Origin of the sequence: Poriferisphaera sp. WC338 (assembly GCF_050931845.1) — a bacterium.
Lineage (GTDB): Bacteria > Planctomycetota > Phycisphaerae > Phycisphaerales > Phycisphaeraceae > Poriferisphaera.
Genome location: NZ_CP194516.1, coordinates 2402606 through 2424708, shown reverse-complemented (window position 1 = coordinate 2424708; position 22103 = coordinate 2402606). Strand labels below are relative to the sequence as shown.

Genomic DNA, 22103 nt, shown 5'->3' with positions numbered 1-22103 from the left:
AACAAACGCACCGCTTGTGGCGGCACGTCTGCATCACTTGATTGGAGGTCACATTTACATCATCAAGTTGGAGGAGGAGAACATTTCAATATTGGTTAACGACGTCTACGGTCGCGAAGTTTATCGACGTTTTTTAGCACGACATGCTTCATGCGGTCGGCTAGTTGGTTGACTGCGTCGTAGTAGCTGAGATTTTTTTGTTCAACTTCAATGACCTTGCCGGTACTGAGGATGACTAGCGCTTTGGCATATACCGGCGAGTGTTGGTTAGAAAGGTCTTCATCTGTAAATCGGACGGTGACCGATCGAACGTGGTGGGTGAGTTTTTTGAGCGGTTGGATGAGTTTCTTTTCGGTGTAATCTTTGAGTGGTTTGGAAATTCTGATGTTGGTCCCTCGAACAAACTGTCTCATGTTTGGCTCCTTTAATTTCCCCCGGGTTACCACAGTATTACGCCGGGGTTTGTGGTTGGGTTCGAAGTATTTATGCGATTTTTACAACCGCCTATTTAACGGCTGTTTACGAGATTATATTTCGGGGGATTACTGCAAATCCGGGAATTATGCTGTGAGCGGATGCTGTTGTGGGAATCTTGCGTGTTATCGGTAGGCGGGGTGGTGTGGTGGTGTTAAACTGTGCAGATCGCGTGAAACATGACCCCGTGTGGTACGTCTTATGTTTGAGTTGCGATCATTTTCGGGCGTTAAATTGAAAGGTAGACCTTTGAAGCAATGTCTAGTCAATTTTGTGTTGTTGTTTGTGGTGTTGGGCTTTTTTATGCCGGTGATGGCGGAGGAAGCTGAAGAGGTGATGCCAAAGGAAGAGCGTCTGATTGAAGCAGTCAGTGAAATGACTGAGGAAGACGACGCGGATAGCATCGCAGATGTTGAAGAGGTCGAAGAGCTTGATCTACAAGAAACGGTGGGTTGGCTGAAGCTGGAGAGTGGATTGCGTGATGGCCCGATCCCTTTGGCGTGGGTGCCTGAGAGTGAGGCAGGGCCGTCGTTAGAGAGTGTGCTACGCCAGATGGATTATGTTGCGGCGCGCGAACATTATCTGGGTATGGTCATCTTCTTTGATGGCGCGACGTTGACGCGGATTCAGGTTGACGCGCTTGTGGCAGGCATTCAGAAGTTGCAGGACGCGGGCAAGGTGGTGATCGCGTTTGCGGAGATGTATAGCACAAGTGAATATTTGTTGGCTAGTGCCTGTGATAAGGTGGTGTTACAGCACAAGGGAGAGATAGATCTGCGCGGGTTTGCGATGCAGGAAATGTTTCTTGCGGGTGTCTTTGAAAAGATCGGTGCGAAGGCAGATATTTTGCAGGTAGGGCAGTACAAGGGTGCGAGTGAACAATATGTGAATAAGCAGCCGAGCGAAGCGTGGAATAAAAATATTGATGGCTTACTTGATGATCTTTATGGGCAGATGACCGAAGGGCTTAGTGAGCGTCGAGGTGTGAGTGAGTCGGTGGTTGATGGCTGGATGGGAAGAACATGGCTTTTGGATAATGACGAATACGTCAAGGAAAAGTTGATTGATGAGCTTGCTGATCGCGATCTGGTGAGTGTGACGGAGATCGCGTTTGGTGACGAATTTATCTGGGACAAAATGATGGGTGAGTCGGATGGTTCTGATGCCCCGGCGATGAATGCGAATAACCCGTTTGCGATCTTCCAATTGCTGTTTCAGACGAATCATCAGGTGCCACAGCGTGATAGCTTGGCGGTGGTGCACATGGAAGGTCCGATTCACAGTGGCGAATCGTCGTTTGGTGATGGGCGATGGAGTGACGCGTCCATTGGCAGCAAGTCAATGGTGAAGCTTTTGTCGCAGCTTCGACAGAATGAGCATGTGAAGGGTGTTTTGGTACGGATTGATTCGCCGGGAGGCAGTGCTTTAGCGAGTGAGATGATTTGGCAGGCTATGCGCCGATTGGGCGAGGAGAAGCCTGTATTCGTTGTTGTGCAGGGCATGGCAGCAAGTGGTGGCTACTACATCGCTTGTAGTGGCCAAGAGATTTATGTTTCGCCGGGTAGTATTGTGGGCTCGATCGGTGTGGTTGGTGGAAAGCTGGTTTTTGGTGAAATGTTTGAGAAGATCGGCTTGAACGTGAATCTGCGGACGCGCGGCGGGATGAGCGGGATGATGAATGTGGTGAAGCCGTTTGATGCGACTGAGCGTGAACTGGTTCGTGAAGGGATGACAAAGATTTATGAACAGTTCCGTGATCGTGTGAGGACGGGGCGGGGTAGCCGACTAAAAGATCTTGATGCTGTGGATGAGGGGATGTTGTTTGCGGGAACGACGGCACTAGATTACGGCATGGTAGACCATCTAGGCGGGGTGCGGTTGGCATTGAGCGATCTGGCAACTGAAGCTGAGCTTGAGGATGATGGGTATGACGTGTTGCATTATCCGGAAGCAATGAGTTTGCAAGAATATCTCAATGAGTTGTTTGGCGTGCAATCTGGCGGCTTGAACGTAAAGGCTATGGGGCTGAAAGCGTCAATGAAGGAGCTGCTTGGTGCGAATGCGTATCGGCGTGTGGCGAACGTGATGGATGGTTTGATGCTCTTGCGGCATGAGCCGGTTCTGACGGTGATGCCCAGTGCGCTGATCATTGATGAATAGGGCGAGAGGTATGGACTTGAAATTGAGAGCCTGCGCGAAAGCGTGGGCTTTTTTTTTGAGATCGGATCGGTATGATTGAGGTGTACGGCGCAGTAGATTCATGAAAAGAGGATACACCGATGAAGATTGCAGTGATCATACCAGCGGCAGGGATCGGTAAGCGATTCAATGAGGGTGCGGATGGTGGTGATGGGGCGGTAAACAAGCTAGAGATGCCGCTTGCCGGGAAGCCAGTTTTTTTGCGTGCGATCGAGCTGTTCCAGCATCATCACGATGTACATCAAGTGATCCTCGCGGTGAATCCGCAGTCTATTGGCGAGTTTAAATTGAAATGGGGCGATAAACTCGGGTTCATGGGTGTGAAGATTGTGGCAGGTGGAGAGAAAGAGCGATGGGAGACGGTACAGAAGGCGTTGGAAGTGGTGGATAATGTGTGCACGCATGTGGCAGTGCACGATGCGGCGCGGCCATTAGCGAGCGGTGAAATGATCGAGCGCGTGTTTACGGCATGTGAACGGCATGATGCAGTGATCCCGGGCGTGGCAGTGAACGCGACGCTGAAGAAGGTGGAGGATGCGGGTGATGAGGTTGGCGGAGCCGATGATGTGATCGCCGATGCGATTCTGGGCGGTGCTGGGAAAGTAGCGGTGCATGTGCAGAAGGTGGTGGAGACAGTGGATCGGCGGGATGTGATTGAGGTGCAGACGCCACAGGTCGTGGCGATGGGGTTGATGCAGAAGGCTTATGCGCTGATTAGAGAGGGGAAGATTGATATGAGCGTGGTGACGGATGACGCGAGTTTGGTCGAAGCGCTCGGTGAGGATGTATATGTGGTGGAAGGTGAGGCGACAAATTTGAAGATCACACGTGCAGCTGATGCTGAGATCGCTGAAGCACTGCTTGAGAAGCGTGAAGCATCGCAACGCGTTGAGTTGGCGAAGAAGCGACTGTTTGATGATGAAGAGGATTAACCTCAGATGCAATCGCGGGCTATTGGGGTTTGGCTTGTGATTGTTCTGTGTCAGGTGGTTGCACAGTAGGTAAGGGGGCAGCATTTTCTTTGATTAGAAAGCTGGTGACAGGCGCTTTGGCGTTCAGAGTGAGGGCGGATCTAGCCGCGGCATCTGCATGGTCGTATTTTTCTAATCGGTGATACAGGGCCGCGAGTCGGATGTGATGTACGGCTTGTTTAGGTTCGAGGATCGGCATCATACGCAGATGGTGCAACGCGGCAGGAAAATGCTTGTTTTGTAGTGCTAATGTGGCCGCATATTGGCGATACTCGGGGTTGTAAGGTTCGCGGTGCAATGCGCGGATGGCTGCGGTGTAAGCGTGTTTGGCGTTGGATTGATTGCGGTGGAGTTTGGCGATTTGCATAGCCCATGAGCCGGAATCGGCGGTATGATCATCAATAACGCTGAGTTGTTTGATTGCCATGCCGAGATCGTCATTTTGCAATGATAAGTCTGCAAGTAAACGGTTTGGCCAAGGATCAACCGGGCGGATCTGCTGATATTGTTGGAGATAAGCGATAAGTGACATGCGATCTTGCGGATTGACCTCGTCCGCTTTGGCGACCTGGATGTAGCGCTTTTCAATATAAAGCTTGATAAGGTCGGGATGATCAGGATATTGATCAAGGTATGTGGCGATTTGGTCCGGGGCAAGGTGAGGTTGATTGGCAAGGAGTTGGTGAATAGCTTGATCGTCTGGGTGTGAAGCAAGGCCCCATGAAATGATCTGGGTATTGGCCCACTTGTTGAAGTTGGTCATGAATTGCTGAGGGGATAGGCCGGTGATTTGTTTGAGGCCCTGCACGTCGGGGGTACCATTTTTGTAGAGTGATAGTAGATCGATGAGTGATTGATGTGAGTAGGTTTCTGTGAGATAGGTGAGCATCCAGTGTGCTTGTGCGTAAGCCAGCGGGCGATCGTATTCGTTCTTTGGTCTGACAAATCCCCAATTGATATTGTCGTAATTAAAAAGTTTGTCTTCCTGATAGGCCCATGCGAGTAGTTGTGCGGTGTTGTAGTCGCGGGGGAGTCGTTCGGTGGAAACAGCGCAAGCTTCGGTGAGCCAGTGTGGGATGCGGTTGCTGGTTTGTGAAAGGGTGACGGTGTGGACAAATTCGTGGCGGAGGACGTTGTGCCAATCGAAGTTACCGCGTTGTTTTGCGCCGGCGCGTGGAGGAGTAAGAGCGATGACGTCACCAGTTGCGGCGGCAACGGTCCAGATTTCGGGCATACCGGTGATGCGGACGCCGAAATGTTGTTCGTCAGGGAGGATGTCGATCTGTGTTTTGACTGTGGGTTCGTGCTGGAATTTGGTGGTAACGGTGCGGTAGATGGACTCGATTTGGGATTTGATGTCTCGGGCAAGTACTTCATCGATGCCGGGCTTGTAGCGGATGATGAAGTGATCGGTTTCAAACGTTTCGTAAGAGAGGAGTGTTTCGACGAGGGTGAGTGAATTGACGGTGCGATCGTTGAAAGGGTCGAGCGCGGCGGCAGTTTGCAGAGTGTTGTGTGCGGCGGGGAGATCGCCCTTCTGGACGAGGAGTAGGCCGAGCTCTGTGTGTGTTTCTGCAGAGTTTGGGGCACGATCGATCGCGAGGCGGAGCATGTCGGCAGCAAGATCGTATTGGCGGGCAAGAGCAAGGTAGCGGCCAGATTCGAGATAGCCGAGATGTGATCCTGGGGAGATTGCTTCGAGTTGTGCGAGGGTTGCAGTGGTGTTTTGATCTTCGAATGCGGTGGCATGTGCGGCTGCTTTTAGCGCGAGTAATGTGTGGTGTTGCGGGTGTTTTTCGAGTGCGGTGTTCAGTACGTCTATTGCCTGATTAGAGTCTCGCTGTACCAATGCGATGCGGGTTTCGAGCACGGCGGCGAGCGGATGATTGGGATTGATCATGCGCAACTGCTCGGTAGCTTGGCCGGCACGATCAAAACCGAACGATTCGGCAGACATGAGGCCAAGCAGATACCAGGCGCGCGAAGCTTTGGGGTTGTAGGCGAGTGTTTCGAGGAGTGCTTCGATGGCTTGCTTGCGGTTGTTTTTTTGATAGAGCAATTCGGCTTCGGCGAGACGGGCTGGCCAGTAGAGTGGATCGGTGTTTTGATGGATGTCTGTAAGTGTATTGAGCGCGGCTTGCCAATCGCGAGGTGGGCGGCCTTCGAGTTCTGCAAGTTGGGTTAACATCTTGACCGCTGCGATAATGTCGTCTGGTTCAGTAAGTTCAGCGAGAGTACGGTTTTTCTGTAACCGGTCGCGATGTCCCCGTAAGAGTTCAGTTGCCTCGGCGGTCTTGCCTTGCATCAGCAACGCGCTGGCGCGGTATTGATCGGCTTGGAGATTGTTCGTGTTGTTTAAGATATCAAGGGCTGCTTTTGGATCGTGTCGGAGCAAAGCGGCATGGGCTCGCAGCTGTGGTGTGATTGATGGGTTCTGCAAACTTTCAGCAGTAAAGTTGTATTGGTAGAGATCGAGATAAGCTTGTTGGGTAGGTGTGAGGGAGTCGGGATTCAGTTGTCCCCAACGGCCATGAAATATTTTGAGGTTGACCCGCTCGTGGGGAGGGGTGATAGGATCGTCAAAGACAATCTTCAGGAGCGGGGCAGGTTTGACCGCATGTTTTGGTTTGCGAAGTGGATTGGATGCGAGGGTGATATTGGGGGGTGGCGCGACATCACCAGCTTGTTCGTGGACGATCTGGGAAGGTATGGAGGTTTCGGCAGTGAGCGTGGAGGATTGGTCTTCTGCGAAAACAGTCGTGCTAAAAATGAGTGTGCATGTGGCCATCAAGGGAAAGGCGAACCGGTGAGGAAGCGGTCGTCCGATACGGTTAGAATGGGAGTGATGGGTTGTGTGGCGGCGCGTTTGGAGCATAAGTGTGTTCCCAGTTTCCTGATGATGACCCCAGTTTAGGATCGGCTTGGCGTATGACACAAGATCAAAAGCGGATGAATGAGCTTTTTCCCATTTTGGATGAGATGATTTTTTTGAATCATGCAGCAGTAGCGCCGGTGAGCGGGCCGAGTGCTGATGAGATGATCTGGTTTGCACAGCACAGCGCGAAAGCGTCTTATGTGAAGAGCGGTTGTTATCGGAAATGCGAAGCGGTAAAGGAGAAGGCAGCGAAGTTGATCAGCGCGAGTGGGGGGCATGAGATTGCATTTGTGCCGAATACAACGACAGGATTGGCGATGGTGGCGAATGGTTTGCTGCTGGGTGAAGGGGATAGCGTGGTGATTACGAATGTGGAGTATCCGGCCAATCGTTATCCATGGGAAAATCTGGCGAAAACTAAAGGCGTGAAGCTGATCGAGGTGCAGCAGCGTGATGATGCGCGGATTCATGTTGAAGATGTAGCGAATGCGATTGAAGACGGTACGAAAGTAGTGGCGCTATCACACGTACAGTTTGCATCAGGGCACCGGATTGATTTGAAGGCGGTGAGTGATGCGGCTCATGCGAAGGGAGCATATTTGTGTGTAGATGGGATTCAGAGTGTGGGGGTATTGCCTGTGGATGTTCAGGCGATGGGGATTGATTTTTTAAGTGCGGACAGTCATAAGTGGATGCTCGGGCCTGAGGGTTGCGGGATTTTTTATTGCCGGGAGGATTTGGTTGAGCAGTTGTATCCCACGGTGGTGGGCTGGATGAACATGGTGGATGCGGATAACTATGGAAACTATCAGTTTGAGTTACAGAAGGATGCGCGGCGGTTCGAGCCGGGCAGTTGGAATGTGATCGGGGTATTGGGGATGGGGGCGAGCATAGATCTGCTGCTGGAGGTTGGGGTGGATAAGATTTGGCAGCAAGTTGAGAAGCTTACGACCCAAGCGCATGCAGGGATCGAAACGAAGAGGTACCGTGTGGTGAGTCCACGTGAGGTGGAGGGTGAGCGAAGCGGAATTGTGATTTTTGAGCATCCGGACAAGCCAGAGAAACATGCAAGTATCGTGGGGAAACTTAGCGAGCAGGGGATTGTGATCGCGCTGCGTGAAGGGCGGCTACGCGTGAGTCCGCATTTTTATAATACGGCAGAACAGATTGAGAAATTTGTCGAGGCGCTCCCACAGGCTTAATTACGGCATGAGTATTCAATAAAAAAGCTGCTTCATCTAAAGCAGCTTTTTTGTATATATGTTTGTGATAGAGCTATTCAGTTTGCACGGTCCAGCCTTTTTCTTTCGGTGGGGTCGTGTCGAAAACACCACCGGGAAGGTCGGCATCTATCTCTGTATTAGAGATGATGAACGTTTCGCGGATTTCTTCATCTTCGTTGAACGTGACGACCATGACTGGTAGGAGCGTTTCCTGGTTGTACCAGATATCGATGGATGACTGTTCGACTTGATCGGGGTTCTGGGGGATGAGTTGGAGGTGGACTGTGTCTTCGAGGCCGCCTTCTTTGGGAGAGATTAAGCTGACGTCGAAGGTTTTTAGGATCTGATCTTTCTTCACATTCAATGGCAGAGCGAACGGCCCTTGTCCAAGCTCAAGTGCTTCCGCTTCGGTTTCTTCTCCTTCAGGTGTTGTGCTATAGATGCGGAAAACCTTGTCGGTGATGTTTTTTTCAGCAAAGGTTCTGCCATCATAGATGTACCAGAGATCAGTGCGTTTGGCGCGGGCATCGGCTATCTGTGTGGTGATGTGTGCGGCAAACTTACGGGGCGGTGTAGCACTGTAGAACAGCTCACCTTTCTGAATGAATTTGCTTTCGAGGATTTCGTTGATACGTGTACGGCGAAGATTGGCGGTGATGGTTTTGAGTTTGGCCGCGCGGTCTTCGATGCGCCCTAGCAGATCATGGGCAGGATTGGATGCTTCGGTATTGTCGCCAGCGGGCTGAGTTGCAGGTTGCGTGGCAGGGGGGGCATCATTGTCTTGCGCGATGGCATGGGTGCAGCCGACGATGAAGGCGGCGCAGAGCCAGAGCAGTAACACGGCTTGAAGTTTGTGTTTAGGTATGCGTTTCATGTGGGTATTGTAACACTATGCCGCGATTTCGAGAGGGAATTCGTGAAAAATGGTATGGGTCGGATCGATGTTGCGGATTTGCGATTCGATCTGTTGGGTGATGTCACCGAGGTGTCCGATGAACCAGCCGGCAAGTGAGGGATGGGGTGTGATGCGTTGAATGTTGTCGAGGATGATGGTGTCGTCTTCAGTGGGGTTAACTGGGATGCATTGGATAAGCAGAATGCCTGCACGGTCGGCGGCCTCATAGAGGACGTCAGGTCCGAAGTGATCACGGACGATGAGTAGTGATCCACCGTTGGCGGGAAGAAGTTGCTGCTCATCAAGTTGATCGACGACTACGACGGATTCGATGTCACAAACTTCCCCGTTGACGAGGAGGGTGGGGTCGAGAGACATTTGTGTGAACTGATCTTCACGGACGGAGGAAAGGCCGAACATGATGGAAGCGGAGTCCGTGATGATCTGGTCGACAAGTAGGCCGAGCGTGAGTTCGTAGAGAGGTTGCTCGCCCATATTGGCGGGCCACCATCGTTGAGGTTGGATAAGTTCGAAGCGGACGAGGCCGACACCGTCTTGGAGTTTGACGTGTGATTTGCCTTCGTCATGGAAGCCGTCGGATCCATCGACGTCGATGAGTATCTCGACGGTGCGGTTTGTTGCATTCGCGGCGCTAGGGATCATTGGCGCAACGGTAAACTTCACGTCAAGTATGGCGCGGTCTTTATCAACATAGCGGACTAGTGGTGAAACCGACGTTAATCTCAGATCGTTTGACATGGGCTTATGCTCCCCAATACTGTCTGATGTTTAAAACGAACGCGATGTTGTGTGCCGTCATTAATTCATACGTTTGGCTCATGTTGTTTGTTCAACGGGCGACGTATGTCATGTACGATGCGTTCTGTATAAACATGTCAAAAAACGTACCAACTACCTACCAATCATCGTATCGGCAAATTTGTGTGTGGGAAGATTAATCTTCTGGAATAGAATCGATATGTTAGCGGTTGCGGTTTTTTTCTTGACACGGAAAGGTGTAAATGATCTTTGTGTTTTAGCGGACGGTTATGTTTTATGATTTCTTTGGCGGGGTTTATTATCAGATGCACGTGTTATTTTGACTTGAGGTTATGACGTGGTTGTGTAGCGGATGAATCCATCGTTTGATCATAGAATTTGGTTCACATGAAAAAACTGATGCGTGGTGCATCAGCTTTAAAAATTGTCAGATTGACGGCTCAGGGTTATTCGTTGGCTTATTGCTGTGGCGATTGTTCACTGTGGCTCTGCGGCGAGGGTGTGGGGATGGTTGCGTTTCTTCGTTGAATCATCATCTGTTGCGGCGGTTCATGGGCGGCTTTGTCAAAGTGTTTGGGCTTGAGTAGGAATGAGGCATGCAGGCAAGCATTTGTATCCTGAGTGATCGACTCAAGGAGGACTGCGGTTTTGGTGTGGTACTGGTGAAGCGTCATGGCCTTGTCGATTATTTCGGCGTTCCCTTTGATGCCGTCAAATTGTTCGATGAAGACAAGGGCGGCTTCCGGCTTGGCCTGTTCAAACTCCTTTTTGTTTGCGGATTGCGAGATCGCTTCCGCCGCGAGTGCGTTCAATTGTTTATGCCAAATGTCAATGAGTAGTTTGTGGCTGGCATATAAATGGGCCACATAAACCTCGCCATTGATACAGGCGATGAACCCGCGGGTATCAGGATATCTGGTGGCTGCGGCGCGTAACGCATTGGCATACAACTTTGCGGCATCGTTGAGTTCTTGATTCTCAAGTGTCAGTTGGAGACTGGATAAGGAGGCTGGCGCTTGCACGTCTGTTTCTAACGCGGCACCGACTCTGCTTTGTACGTTTTTTACGGATCGCCATACACCTTGCTGCGATTTTCTTAGCCTTGCATTTAGAATGGCGTCGTTGTCATTAAGCATATTTTTGGATCTACTGAAATAAGAAGTGCTTTCACCTTCTCTTTGCGCCCAGCGACCGGATTCGACACAGAACGAGTCGACAGGTATCGGGTCGGACTTTGGCGGGATCAACATGTCGTGGGCAAGCGTGCGGTCTTGTTTGCCGCCGCGAACAATATCTCCTGCGTGGATAAATACGGTTTTGTCGGATTCGTTCACCACGGCCAGCTTGTTCACATTGGAGGTTTCTATCACCTTGAGCTTGCCGATCTCCATCGCGTGTTCGAGAGTGATGACATCGGAGGTGTCCATCTCATCCGGAGCGGACAGCATGTAAAGTGTCAGATTTTCATGGCGCATCGGTTCTTGCAATGTGATTTGCTCAAGCACTGCTTTGGCGTTGTACACAACCTGCTTTGAGGCTGTTCGGGGTTGGGTTGCCGGGATTTCGCTGAAGCCAATCAAGATGCCTGCGCAGAGGGTGAGCGTGAAGAGTAACAGCATCTTTAGCCACACGTGTTGTTGCGTCATGGTCGTCCCTTTCTTTGGTTTTTTCGTTTGTTGGTATTGCAACTCCATCGTGCATGTGCAAAGACAAGCACGCTACGAATGAGCATGGTAGGCAGGCGTCATGTCGGTTTAGACGTAAATGACCACAGGTTGGTTCCCCAAAAAAGTGTACAAAGTAAAAAAATGATGCGGGTTGCGTCATCAAAAAGAAAATCCGCGGCATGGAAACCGCGGGCTTGGGGGGATATTAGGTTGCATAAAAAAACTGCGATCAAGCTTGATCGCAGTTGAGGTTTATTTTTGATGACTGTTTGAAAGTTGTCGCACTTCCGCCTCGGGAGGGAGTTGGAGGTTATTTTTTGCCGGTGAAAAATTGCTTGATCGCATGAATGGTGGTTTGGCGGCCAACTTTAGCGATGGCGTTAAGCAGGGGCAGTTCCTTGGGGCAGACTTTAACGCAGTTTTGCGAGTTGCCGCAGTCTGAGATGCCGCCTTCTTGCATAACGACGTCGAGACGTTCATCGGCGAGAAGCTTGCCGGTGGCGTGAGCGTTGAAGTAGTCGACTTGGGCGAAGATCTGAGCGCCCATGAAGTTGTTGTCCTTGGTGAACTGAGGGCAGGCTTCGAGGCAGCAGCCACAGGTCATGCAGCGTGAGTAGGCGTAGCGTTCTTCTTGTGCTTCCTGAGATTCTTGCGGGCCAGCGCCGAGGTCGTATGTACCATCGGTCGGAACCCAGCCTTTGATGCGCTTGAGGTTGTTGAACATGCGTGAGCGGTCAACCCAGAGGTCGCGAACCACGGGGAACTTGCTCATGGGTTCGACGACGATAGTGCTGTTTTCTTTGAGCAGATCGTCAACGAGTGTTGAACAAGATTGGCATACTATGCCGTTGATGACCATGGTGCATGCGCCGCAGACTTCTTCGAGGCAGCCGCAATCCCACACGACGGGGGCGACTTCTTTGCCGGATGTTGTGACGGGGTTGGCGGCGATCTTCTGAAGCATAGAGATCACGTTCATGTTAGGGCGTCGTTCCACATTGAACGATTCCCAGTATGGGGAGGAGTTGGCGTCGTCCTGACGTTTGATCTTAACTTTGAATGTTTTTGTATCTGTTGCGATCATTTCGCGATACCTTGGTTTGGGGCGGTGAAGCCATTTCTAACTGAAATCAGTTTTGAATTTAAATTATAGGAACGACAATTGCGGGGTGATTACTTGGAGTAGTCACGTTTGCGGAGTTCGACCATTGGTAGCGGCACATCTTCCCATTCGAGGACGGGCTTGTCGGTGGCTGCGTCGTATTTACAGATCGATGTCTTGTGGTATGGATCGTCGATGCGTTCGGTGAAGTCGCTACGGTAATGCGAGCCACGTGATTCCTTGCGTTCAAGCGAGGAGAGCAGGATGGCTTCGGCGTAGGTCATCATGTCGCCGAGGGCACGTGCGAAGGCGATGTTCTGGTTGGTCCATGTGCCGGTGTCGGAGAGGCCGAGCGATTTGTATTGCTCTTTCATCTCGTTGAGTGCTTCATAACACTTGGTCATGCGTGGCTCGTTTTTGACAACGGTACAGGACGCGGTCATTTCATCGCCGAGTCGTGCGTGGATTTCGTATGGGTTGTACTTGCCTTTGGTGTTGGTGAGGTTGTCGATCTTGGCTTGCTCTTGTGCGAGGTAGCCGTCGAAAAGCGATTGCGGTTTGTCGGCTGCTTTGTCTTCGCAGTTCTTCACATAGTTCGCTACGGACGAGCCGCAGAACAGACCGTCGAAGATGCAGGAGAGCAGGGCGTTGGCACCGAGGCGGGTCGCACCGTGATACTGGTAGTTGACTTCACCGAAGGCGTAAAGGCCTTGGATGTTGGTCATCATGTTGTTGGGGGCGCCATCTTCCATGCCCCAGATCTTGTCGAGCTTGTCGCCGGGGACTGGGTTGCGTTCTTCTTTAGTGTACTCTGTCCAGAGTCCGCCCATGGTGTAGTGGACGGCAGGGAAGATCTTCATGGGGACGAAGCGTGGGTCGTCACCAGTGAATTTTTCGTAGATTTCGAGGATCGCCGCAAGCTTGTCCTTGGTTTCCATCGGGAGGTGGGTGATGTCGAGGTATGCCATGCGTCCACCGCCGACGCCGTAGCCTTCTTCGCAGACGGAGAAGATTTCGCGGGTGGCGATGTCACGCGGGACGAGGTTGCCGTACTTTGGATAACGTTCTTCGAGGAAGTACCAGCGTTCGTTTTCTGGGATGTCGACAGCTTTGCGTGTGTCGCCTTTCTTCTTGGGAACCCAGACGCGGCCACCTTCGCCACGAGCTGATTCTGACATTAGGCGGCACTTGTCTTCGCCAGGGATGGCGGTGGGGTGGACCTGAATCATCTCAGCGTTGGCGAGCCACGCGCCTGCTTTGTAGCAGCGTGCTGCGGCAGCACCGGTGCAGATGACCGACATGGTGGATTTGCCGTAGACGATACCGCACCCGCCGGTGGCCATGACGACTGCATCCGCGCGGAACGCTTTCATTTCCATCGTGCGCTGGTCTTGAGCGATGATACCTTTGCAGACGCCGTTGTCATCGAGGATGGGCCAGAGGAATTCCCAGAATTCGTATTTGTTGACTTTGTTATCTGCTTCGTAGCGACGGGTTTGTTCATCGAGTGCGTAGAGGAGTTGCTGTCCGGTGGAAGCGCCGGAGAAGTGTGTGCGTTTGAAGAGTGACCCGCCGAAGAGACGCAGGTCACGGAAGCCTTCTTGTGTTCGGTTAAATGGGACGCCCATGCGGTCGAGCAGGTCGATGATCTTCGGCGCCCAGTGGGTCATTTCATAGACAGGTGGCTGATGGTTGAGGAAGTCACCGCCGTAGAGCGTTTCGTCCATGTGCTGCCACTCGGAGTAGCCTTGCTGACGAGCGACTTCGTTACATGCGTTGATGCCGCCTTGTGCACAGACGGAGTGTGAACGTTTGACGGGGACCATAGAGAAGAGGTCCACGGGGACGCCTTGTTCTGCGATACGAACGGTCGCTGCCAGGCCTGCGAGGCCGCCGCCGACGACAATGACTCTTGGATGATCAGACATTTGAAAATACCTTTTATGTTTGGTCAGACGGTATGTGTCTGTATGTTGTTCTGGTGGTTTGGGGTTGCATCTGCGGGTCTCATGGCGAGCGAGACGGGATTGATGCGGAGTTAGCGGACTTCGATGTCAACTTCGATCTCGCTGCCGGTTGGTGCGGGAACGGTTGTGCTGGGATACGTGACGTTGGACCCTTTGCTGTCGAAGAACTGTTGCGCCTTGGGGACGGTGCGTTCAAAGACTTGGCGTTGGTCGGGGGTCATGTCGTCGAAGTTGTAGGTCATGGCACCGACAATGGCAGCAGCCATGGCGAAGGTCAGCGCGATGCCGACGAGCCAGCAAACACCGCCCCAGCGTTTCTGTGCAGCCGGGGTGATGGTGACGCCCCAAGTGATGGCGGAAGTCCAGAGGCCGTTGGCCCAGTGGAAGATCGCGGAGCCTGCACCAATGACGTAGAAGGCGACGACAATCCACGAAATTTGCAGTGCGTATGCGGTGTATGGGAGTGACATGGGGACGTCTTTGCCGTGGCCCATGCCGATGTGTGCACCGTCAGCGGTCACGCCGCCGTTGGCGTAGAACGGGGTGAACCAGCCGAAGATGTCCCAACGCCAACGAAGTGTGGCCACATGCAGGAAGATGAAGACGATGGCGATCATGCCGGTGATGCGCTGCAGCGTGTAGCGCGTGTTGGCTTCGTGCTTGTAGTTTTTGTTGTTCCACTTGGCACCGAAAATATAGACGAAGCCGAGGATTGCGTGGAAGGCGATACTCAACCAAAGTGTCCATTCGATGATTTCAAGTGCGGGGATGGCGTGGATGAAGTCGACTTCGTGTTGGAAGAAGCTAGATCCTGTTTCGGGATTTACGCCGCGGATTGAATGCCAGATCATCTGTGCGTTGGTGAACAGGTGCATACAGACGAAGAGGCCGACCGGGACGATACCACTGAGCGAATGGAGTCTTCGCATGAGGAAGTGGTGCTTGCCGAAGATGCCGTTGGTTTGCGGTAGAGTTGTGGTGGAATTTGCAGACACGGTGCCAGATCCTTTTACAGAAGCGTAAGGGGGTGGTGCCAATTTTCAATCGTGAAATTCGGTATGCCAGCGCATTATCGCCGGTGGGTCGAGTGGACTTGGGTGGGCAATACAGGCGAACAATTGATGAGGGGTTGCCAGTCCGACCATACAAAGGATACACCTGTCTCTTACTGCGTCAACTTGGCCGAACTTCTGCACTGGCAAGGACTAAGTCGTTGAGACAGGGTCGCAATGATTAGGGTTGCGTGGGTGGCGGCGACTGTGAAAGTTGCATATAGCGATTACGAAGTTCGTACAGCGTGGTCGCGATGGTTTCTTCTTCTTCCTTGGTGATATTACCTTTGGTCTTTTCTTCAAGGACACTGAGCATATCGATGTTGAAGCGAGCCATGTCGAGGTGAACGACACCTTTGCCAGTGGATGGATCTGGGATCGCGCCGAGGTAGAGAAGGGCTTGAGTGACGAAAGTCCCGACAAGGGTTTCGAAATTCGCAGGAGGAAGTTGGCCGGGGCCTGCAGAACTGGCGGTATCGTCACCTTTGGCGGACTCGGCAAGTTTTTCTTTTTCAGCTTGTGCTTGTGCCTTCCAGTCGGAGTCGATCTGAATTTTTGGCGTTTCGTTGTCGGGGCTTCCAGGGGCGGGGGTTTCGGACATGGGGTGCCTTCCAAGGGAATGGTTAACTGATTGAATCTATGTGTCAAAGTATATGTTAGCGTTGCGGCATGTGCGACCTTGCAGACGGGATGGGGCGAAGTATTAGGATGCCGCTTTGATGCGATACATTCTGTGCTACCTGCAGTGCGATCCAGTTATTCCATCACACAGGATATCGGGCATGATCTGCATGCGGGATGATGAAATTTGTCAAAAGCCATGGCTTTTTTTACGGTTCTGAATGGTGGCAGGCACGCTTGTATACGGTTCCGTATAATGGTTCTTCTGGCGATTTCGCTGGGAGCATATTGTCCATGGAGCAGTCTTTACAGGTACGGCTTCTTTGGATGCTGCGTTAGGATATTGAAAACGAAAATTAAAATAGATCATTAGAAATTAGATATTGATTGAATTGGAGGCCAGCAGATGGCAGACGTTGAAAGAGAAGAAGGCTCGGTGCTGAACGTGAAGTTTGATGAGAAGGGATTGGTCCCCGCGATCGTGCAGGACGTGGACAGCGGCGAAATCTTGATGATGGCGTGGATGAATGAAGCGGCACTCAAGAGCACGATTGAGAACAAGAAGGCGACGTTCTATAGCCGTTCGCGCGACAAGATGTGGGTTAAGGGCGAATCATCTGGCCACATCCAAGAAGTTGTTGAAGCACGCACCGATTGTGATCAGGATGTGGTTGTACTGAAGTGTAAGAGCCACGGTCCATGCTGCCACGTTGGATATAAGAGCTGCTTCTACCGCAAGATCACAGATCCACAGACGCTTGAAACCGTTGAAGAGAAAGTTTTTGATCCAAACGAGGTTTACAAAAAGTAAGCTGTGGGTAGCAGAATGATATGACCGATCTAATCATCGATTAGATCGGTTTTTTATTTGGCGGCATGGAAACGTATATAGCGGCGTGGTGTTGGATGTGGATTTTTTTGTGGGATGAGCTAAAGATGAAGTTCGGAAAGATGATTGTTGTTCCTGTGGCTTTGTGAGAGAATATGCCGACGAATTTAGAACCGATTGGAAAGTACCTAGAGGAATTATCATGGCGAAACGTCGACAGGCCCCTAGAAAAAAAACAGTGAAAAATATAGATATATTTAAGATGCGCATCAGTGTGCTGCGAAAACGGATGAAGTTGGGTGTGCATGTTGATGCCGCACTGATCACCAATCCTGTGGACATCCGATATCTGACGGGGTTTGTGGGGGATGATTCGTGGGCGTTGGTGCCGATGAAGGCTGGGAAAGTTGTAGTGTTGAGCGATTCGCGGTTTGAAGAACAGATCGCCAACGAAGCGCCGCAAGTAAAAGTTGTTATGCGTAAGGCGGGGTTAGCTGAGGCGCTGAAAGAACTGCTTGAGAAGCTGGGGATGAAGAAGATATCTGTTCAACCAAGCTATATGACGGTGGGGGTGAAAGAAACGATTGGTAAAGCAATTGGTGCCCGGCATGTTGTTGCCTTTGATGAACAGCTCATCGAACAGCGGGCCATTAAAGATGCTGACGAGATCAAGTTGATCGAGAAAGCCTTGGTGATTCAGCAGTGTGCATTCAATCAAACGATTGCTGGAATCAGAGTTGGCATGAGTGAATATGAAATTGCAGGGTTACTTGAATACAAGATGCGTACGCTGGGCGCGGATGGTGTGAGTTTTCCTTCGATCGTGGCGGTGGATGCGAATGCGTCATTGCCGCATGCAATCCCTAGGAAGAAGAAAGTTCGTAAGGGATCGTTGGTACTCATCGACTGGGGTGCGAAGTATCAGGGGTATTGTTCTGATCTAACGCGGGTGGTATGTATTGGTGGTGAGCTTAAGGGTAAGAAGCGTGAGATTTATGAGGTATGTTTGGCGGCTCAGGAAGCTGGGATCGCGGCGATCAGGCCCGGTGTGAGTATGGTGGATGTGGATCGAGCGGCTCGGTCGGTGATCGAGCAAGCGGGATATGGCGAGCAGTTCGGGCATGGTCTCGGGCATGGGATTGGGCTTGATATTCACGAGCAGCCGGTGCTGTCTGCGAGGGGTAAGGGACTGCTTACGGAAGGTCAGGTGGTGACGGTGGAGCCCGGAATTTACCTGCCGGGCGTGGGTGGTGTGCGGATTGAGGATGACGTGCTGGTGACGGAAAAAGGGCATAAAGTGCTCAGTGATTTGCCGAAATCGCTTGAATCGACGATCATTAAGGTTTGAGCCTGGCTGGGAGAATCGGGCGAAAGAGTACCCTCGGAACCGCCGTGGGGTATTTAAAAGGGGTCTACAGTCGAGAACCGATGAAATTGAGGTTCCTGTGGGCTGAAATATGACCGGTATAAATGGAAACGTCATATGACAGATCTGAAAATGTTGAAGCAGCTGGTCAAGCTGATGGTGGACAATGATCTTACCGAGCTTGATATCGAGGGTGATGAAGACAAGGTCAAGCTGAAGCGGAAAATTGGTGGGGATGTGCAGATGGTGGCTGCGCCGCCAGCTGGTCAGGTGATGATGCCTGCCGCTCAAGCGCCAGTACCAATGCCATCAGCCGCGGCGCCAGCGCCCGCAGCTTCTATGGAAACGCCAGCTGCTGATGAAGGCCTGATTGAAGTTACCAGCCCGATGGTTGGTTCTTTCTACACAGCGCCAAGCCCTGACGCAAAAGATTTCGTCAACATCGGAGACAACGTCGGTGAAAATAGTGTTGTCTGTCTCATCGAAGCGATGAAGGTGTTTAACGAAATCAAATCCGAGGTTAAAGGTACCGTCGTCAAGCGTTTGGTCGAGAACGGTCAAGCTGTCGAATTTGGCCAACCTCTGTTCCTTGTCAAGCCAAGCTAAATCAGCACAGACAGCGGATGGATAGACAGTTGTCTTTCATTTGCTGCCGTTTTATGCCGTGGCTTTGAAATCACGATCAACCCGGAATCAAGTGGTGACGCATGTTTTCACGGATACTAATCGCAAATAGGGGTGAGATTGCGGTCCGCATCATTCGAGCGGCTCGCGAGTTGGGGATTGAAACGGTTGCTGTCTATTCAGACGCAGACAAGGATTCCAAGCACGTCCGTATGGCTGACCAAAGCGTCTGCATCGGGCCGCCCCCGCCAAATGAGAGTTATTTGAATATCTCACGCATTATCGCTGCTGCGGAGGTGACCAAGGCAGAGGCGATCCATCCCGGCTATGGTTTTCTTGCTGAGAACGCGCACTTCGCCGAGGTTTGCCGCGACTGCAACATCGAATTCATCGGGCCGTCTGCTGAAGCGATGAAACTGCTTGGCGACAAGGTTGAATGCAAAAAGTTGGCCATCAAGCAACGTGTCCCTACTTCGCCCGGCTCCAAAGGTGCCATTGAAAGTGAAGAGAAGGGTGTTGAGGTTGCGAATGAAATCGGTTATCCCGTGATGATCAAAGCCGCTGCAGGTGGCGGTGGCCGTGGGATGCGCGTTGCTCATGATGACAATTCGCTTCGCAAGGGGATGCGGGCTGCGATCGCCGAAGCAGAAAATGCATTCGGTGACGGGACCGTTTACGTCGAAAAATTCATCGAAGACGCTAAGCACGTTGAAGTACAAATCATTGGCGATCAGCACGGCAACGTCGTTCATCTCTATGAACGTGATTGCACCATGCAACGTCGTAAGCAAAAGTTGATCGAAGAAGCGCCGTGCCCAATCCTCACCAAGGAAGAGCGTGACAAGCTTTGTAAATCTGCGGCACGTCTCGGCAAAGCGGCTGGTTATTATTCCGCGGGGACCGTTGAGTTTCTCATGGATAAGCACAAAACGTTCTACCTCATGGAGGTGAACACCCGTGTGCAGGTCGAGCATCCGGTTAGTGAAATGATCACCGGCGTGGACATCGTCAAAACACAGATCCGTGTGGCGGCAGGTGAAGAACTCGGCTTTGCGCAAAAAGATATCAAGATCAACGGCCACGCAATCGAGCTTCGCATCAATGCTGAAGACCCCGCAAACAACTTCATTCCTTGCGCCGGCAACGTTGAGATGTTCGATCCGCCCGGTGGTATCGGTATTCGCATGGATACGCATGTGGTGAGTGGATATCGCATTCCGCCTAACTATGATTCAATGATTGCGAAACTGATTGGTTACGGCAAGACGCGCGATGAAGCGATTCATATTCTAAGGCGAGCATTGAAAGAGTTTGAAGTCGCACCAATCAAAACGACGATACCGCTACACGATGATCTGCTGCATGATGAAGGATTTCTCAGTTGCAAGGTGGACATCAATTATGTCGAACGGCAACTTGGTCTTGAATGATTATATGCCATAAAAATAGAGATAAACGGCAGCCAGATGGTTGTCGTTTTTTTTATAGATGAGCTGTGTGGCGATCAAATGGGGAAGCCCGCGGGTATCTGTGAAGGATCGGCTTGCGGCGGCGGCTGCAACGGCAAAACGATTTTTTCATAAGCGGGCAAGCCGCAGACCCAGGCGTTGTCCGGATCAAGTTGGATATTGAGATCGATTTTTTGCGCGAAGGAGATTCGCTCGATGGTGATGGTTTGCGCATCAATGGTGATGAGTCGTGCGCTGCAAGGCGCTTCGGTGAAGGCAGCTGTGGAGAGGGCGGTGGTGCGTGGGAAAGGCACGCATGCATTCACGTGGTTGTGCGCGGTGAGGATGAGCGGTAATTTTGCAGATTGGTCAGCAAGCGAGAGAAGGTAGCTGGCATATTGTGGATCGGGGGGATGGAATGGGTTGGGACCGGGGAGTTGATGCGGTGGTACGTCGGTTACGGGGCAGTGAGTTGCTAGTATGACTGGCTTGTCGGATGCCGCTAGAAAAAGTTCAAGCGATGCACGTTGGGTCGGATCAATGACAGGGATTTGCGCGTTCTCGAAAGTGAGGTTCCAGTGGTGTGGCGGGTTGGTTGAGCCGTAGTGATGTGCGAGGATAAATATATGCGCATGTTTACCACGGATAGCGCCGGTGTGATGTTTTTGTGGAAATAGATCTGGTGCGAACTTGAGCCAGTTGTTGATAGCCTCTAGGTGATCAAGATCGTGATTGCCGAGGCAGAGTTGAACTGGTACACCGAGTGAACGCATATCGTCCGCGGCGCGGTTGATGGTGTCGGATAAGGCAGTGTCGATAAGGTCGCCGCCGTGGAGTATTAGATCTACAGAGTTTTCCTGGAGAAATTGTTTGAGTGTGCTAAGAAGTGCACGCCAATGTTTAAGGCATCGCGGTTGCATGAAGTAACCGTCGGTGTTGCTTGCGCCGAGGTGTGTGTCGGTGAGGTAGAGAATACGTTGCATGGATGTTACACCGTGATGTCTATGCGATGGTTAGAGCGGGTGATGATGTGGGAACAAAGGGGTTAGGATGGCCAAGATCCGGTGAAGACTTCGGTAGCAGTGCCGGTCATGATGAGGTGGTTGTTTTGTTGCCAATCGAGGGTGAGGTCGCCGCCGGGAAGATGAGCGAGAATTTTGCGGTCATTGCGTTCAGTGAGTGCGCCGGAGATGCAAACAGCGGAAGCACCGGTGCCGCAGGCAAGGGTGATGCCAGAGCCTCGCTCCCAGGTGCGCATGGTAACTTCAGTGCGGGAATGATGCTGCACGAAGTGGATGTTCATGCGATTGGGAAAGGCAGGATGGTGTTCGAGCAGCGGTCCAAGTTGGTTTAGATCAATCGCATGAACATCTGGTACGAAGATGGTCGCATGTGGATTGCCCATGCTGACGAGTGTGACGATGAAGGATTCATTTGTTTCAGGAAGATCAATTACAAATGTGTGTGGCTTGTCGGTTGCCGTCATGTGATCGACATCGGCTGGTACATGAGTCGGATCTAAGATCGGTTCGTCCATATCAACCGCAACTTCATGAACTTTATCTTGTGAATCAAGTGAGTAGTTCAATGTTAAAACACCAGCGCCAGTTGAGATGGTCATGGGGTTGTTGGTGACGACGCCGGAGTCGTGAGCGAGCTTGCAGACACAGCGGATGCCATTGCCGCACATCTCGGATTCAGAACCATCCGCATTGAACATGCGCATGACGCAGTCGGCGTTCGTGTTTTCATCTGGCGGGAGCAGGAGGATGAGACCGTCACCGCCGACGCCGGTGTGACGGTCAGCGATGATGGGCGCGAGAGCTGCAGGGTCTCTAACGGCTTGGTGGAAGCCGTTGACGTAGATGTAATCGTTGCCGATGCCGTGCATTTTGGTGAACTGCATGGGGGTGTTGCTCCGGGGTAATCGTGTTGCTTGCGGTGCGCTTGCAAGTATGTCTGAGGCAAAGAGCGAGGTAATTTGCTTGGTAAGAGGAGTATTATAGATCA

General features: G+C 51.8%; 18 protein-coding genes. 7 read left to right on the top strand and 11 right to left on the bottom strand.

Features of this window, described 5'->3' with window-relative positions:
- Window positions 1-95: 95 nt before the first annotated feature.
- A complete protein-coding gene (locus ACQ6WK_RS09915; protein ID WP_432797226.1) occupies window positions 96-413 on the bottom strand; it encodes an HPF/RaiA family ribosome-associated protein in 318 nt (105 codons plus the stop codon).
- A 310-nt stretch (window positions 414-723) separates the two neighbouring features.
- Here ACQ6WK_RS09915 and ACQ6WK_RS09910 point away from each other — a divergent pair, with 310 nt between their 5' ends.
- On the top strand, window positions 724-2634 hold the full coding sequence (locus ACQ6WK_RS09910) for a S49 family peptidase (protein WP_432797225.1): 1911 nt from the start codon (window positions 724-726) through the stop codon (window positions 2632-2634).
- A gap of 119 nt (window positions 2635-2753) precedes the next feature.
- Window positions 2754-3605 carry an IspD/TarI family cytidylyltransferase gene (locus ACQ6WK_RS09905; RefSeq protein WP_432797224.1) on the top strand — a complete coding sequence of 284 codons (852 nt, stop codon included), beginning with the start codon at window positions 2754-2756 and terminating at the stop codon, window positions 3603-3605.
- Between the two features lie 19 nt (window positions 3606-3624).
- Here the strand turns inward: ACQ6WK_RS09905 and ACQ6WK_RS09900 are convergent, their stop codons facing one another.
- Window positions 3625-6432 (bottom strand): peptidase MA family metallohydrolase, encoded by a 2808-nt coding sequence (locus ACQ6WK_RS09900; protein ID WP_432797223.1) that lies wholly within the window; start codon window positions 6430-6432, stop codon window positions 3625-3627.
- 140 nt (window positions 6433-6572) lie between these two features.
- Here ACQ6WK_RS09900 and ACQ6WK_RS09895 point away from each other — a divergent pair, with 140 nt between their 5' ends.
- Entirely contained in the window at window positions 6573-7721 is a 1149-nt protein-coding gene (locus ACQ6WK_RS09895; RefSeq protein ID WP_432797222.1) for an aminotransferase class V-fold PLP-dependent enzyme, read from the top strand.
- 73 nt (window positions 7722-7794) lie between these two features.
- Here ACQ6WK_RS09895 and ACQ6WK_RS09890 read toward each other — a convergent pair whose 3' ends face one another.
- The 7 genes from ACQ6WK_RS09890 to ACQ6WK_RS09860 form a co-directional block, all read right to left on the bottom strand.
- Window positions 7795-8616, bottom strand: coding sequence for a LolA family protein (locus tag ACQ6WK_RS09890; protein ID WP_432797221.1), 822 nt, complete (start codon window positions 8614-8616; stop codon window positions 7795-7797).
- A 15-nt stretch (window positions 8617-8631) separates the two neighbouring features.
- Window positions 8632-9396: a hypothetical protein gene (locus ACQ6WK_RS09885; RefSeq protein ID WP_432797220.1), complete on the bottom strand. Its 765-nt coding sequence runs from the start codon at window positions 9394-9396 to the stop codon at window positions 8632-8634.
- A gap of 479 nt (window positions 9397-9875) precedes the next feature.
- Window positions 9876-11063, bottom strand: coding sequence for an ARPP-1 family domain-containing protein (locus tag ACQ6WK_RS09880; protein ID WP_432797219.1), 1188 nt, complete (start codon window positions 11061-11063; stop codon window positions 9876-9878).
- A 331-nt stretch (window positions 11064-11394) separates the two neighbouring features.
- On the bottom strand, window positions 11395-12168 hold the full coding sequence (sdhB, locus tag ACQ6WK_RS09875; protein WP_432797218.1) for a succinate dehydrogenase iron-sulfur subunit: 774 nt from the start codon (window positions 12166-12168) through the stop codon (window positions 11395-11397).
- A gap of 89 nt (window positions 12169-12257) precedes the next feature.
- A complete protein-coding gene (gene sdhA, locus ACQ6WK_RS09870) occupies window positions 12258-14114 on the bottom strand; it encodes a succinate dehydrogenase flavoprotein subunit (protein WP_432797217.1) in 1857 nt (618 codons plus the stop codon).
- A gap of 110 nt (window positions 14115-14224) precedes the next feature.
- Window positions 14225-15148 (bottom strand): hypothetical protein, encoded by a 924-nt coding sequence (locus ACQ6WK_RS09865; RefSeq protein ID WP_432797216.1) that lies wholly within the window; start codon window positions 15146-15148, stop codon window positions 14225-14227.
- A 238-nt stretch (window positions 15149-15386) separates the two neighbouring features.
- Window positions 15387-15806 (bottom strand): DUF1844 domain-containing protein, encoded by a 420-nt coding sequence (locus ACQ6WK_RS09860; RefSeq protein ID WP_432797215.1) that lies wholly within the window; start codon window positions 15804-15806, stop codon window positions 15387-15389.
- A 426-nt stretch (window positions 15807-16232) separates the two neighbouring features.
- Between ACQ6WK_RS09860 and hisI the strand changes: the two genes are divergently transcribed.
- The 4 genes from hisI (at window position 16233) to accC (ending at window position 20075) form a co-directional block, all read left to right on the top strand.
- Complete coding sequence (gene hisI, locus ACQ6WK_RS09855; RefSeq protein ID WP_432797214.1) at window positions 16233-16637, top strand: phosphoribosyl-AMP cyclohydrolase; 405 nt, start codon at window positions 16233-16235, stop codon at window positions 16635-16637.
- Between the two features lie 220 nt (window positions 16638-16857).
- Window positions 16858-18003, top strand: a complete 1146-nt coding sequence (locus ACQ6WK_RS09850; RefSeq protein WP_432797213.1) for a M24 family metallopeptidase — start codon at window positions 16858-16860, stop codon at window positions 18001-18003.
- Window positions 18004-18138: 135 nt separating this feature from the next.
- A complete protein-coding gene (gene accB, locus ACQ6WK_RS09845) occupies window positions 18139-18627 on the top strand; it encodes an acetyl-CoA carboxylase biotin carboxyl carrier protein (RefSeq protein ID WP_432797212.1) in 489 nt (162 codons plus the stop codon).
- Between the two features lie 101 nt (window positions 18628-18728).
- Window positions 18729-20075 carry an acetyl-CoA carboxylase biotin carboxylase subunit gene (accC, locus tag ACQ6WK_RS09840; protein WP_432797211.1) on the top strand — a complete coding sequence of 449 codons (1347 nt, stop codon included), beginning with the start codon at window positions 18729-18731 and terminating at the stop codon, window positions 20073-20075.
- Window positions 20076-20149: 74 nt separating this feature from the next.
- Here the strand turns inward: accC and ACQ6WK_RS09835 are convergent, their stop codons facing one another.
- Both ACQ6WK_RS09835 and dapF read right to left on the bottom strand, forming a co-directional pair.
- Entirely contained in the window at window positions 20150-21076 is a 927-nt protein-coding gene (locus ACQ6WK_RS09835) for a metallophosphoesterase family protein (RefSeq protein WP_432797210.1), read from the bottom strand.
- 62 nt (window positions 21077-21138) lie between these two features.
- Entirely contained in the window at window positions 21139-21999 is an 861-nt protein-coding gene (gene dapF / locus ACQ6WK_RS09830) for a diaminopimelate epimerase (RefSeq protein WP_432797209.1), read from the bottom strand.
- Between the last annotated feature and the right edge of the window lie 104 nt (window positions 22000-22103).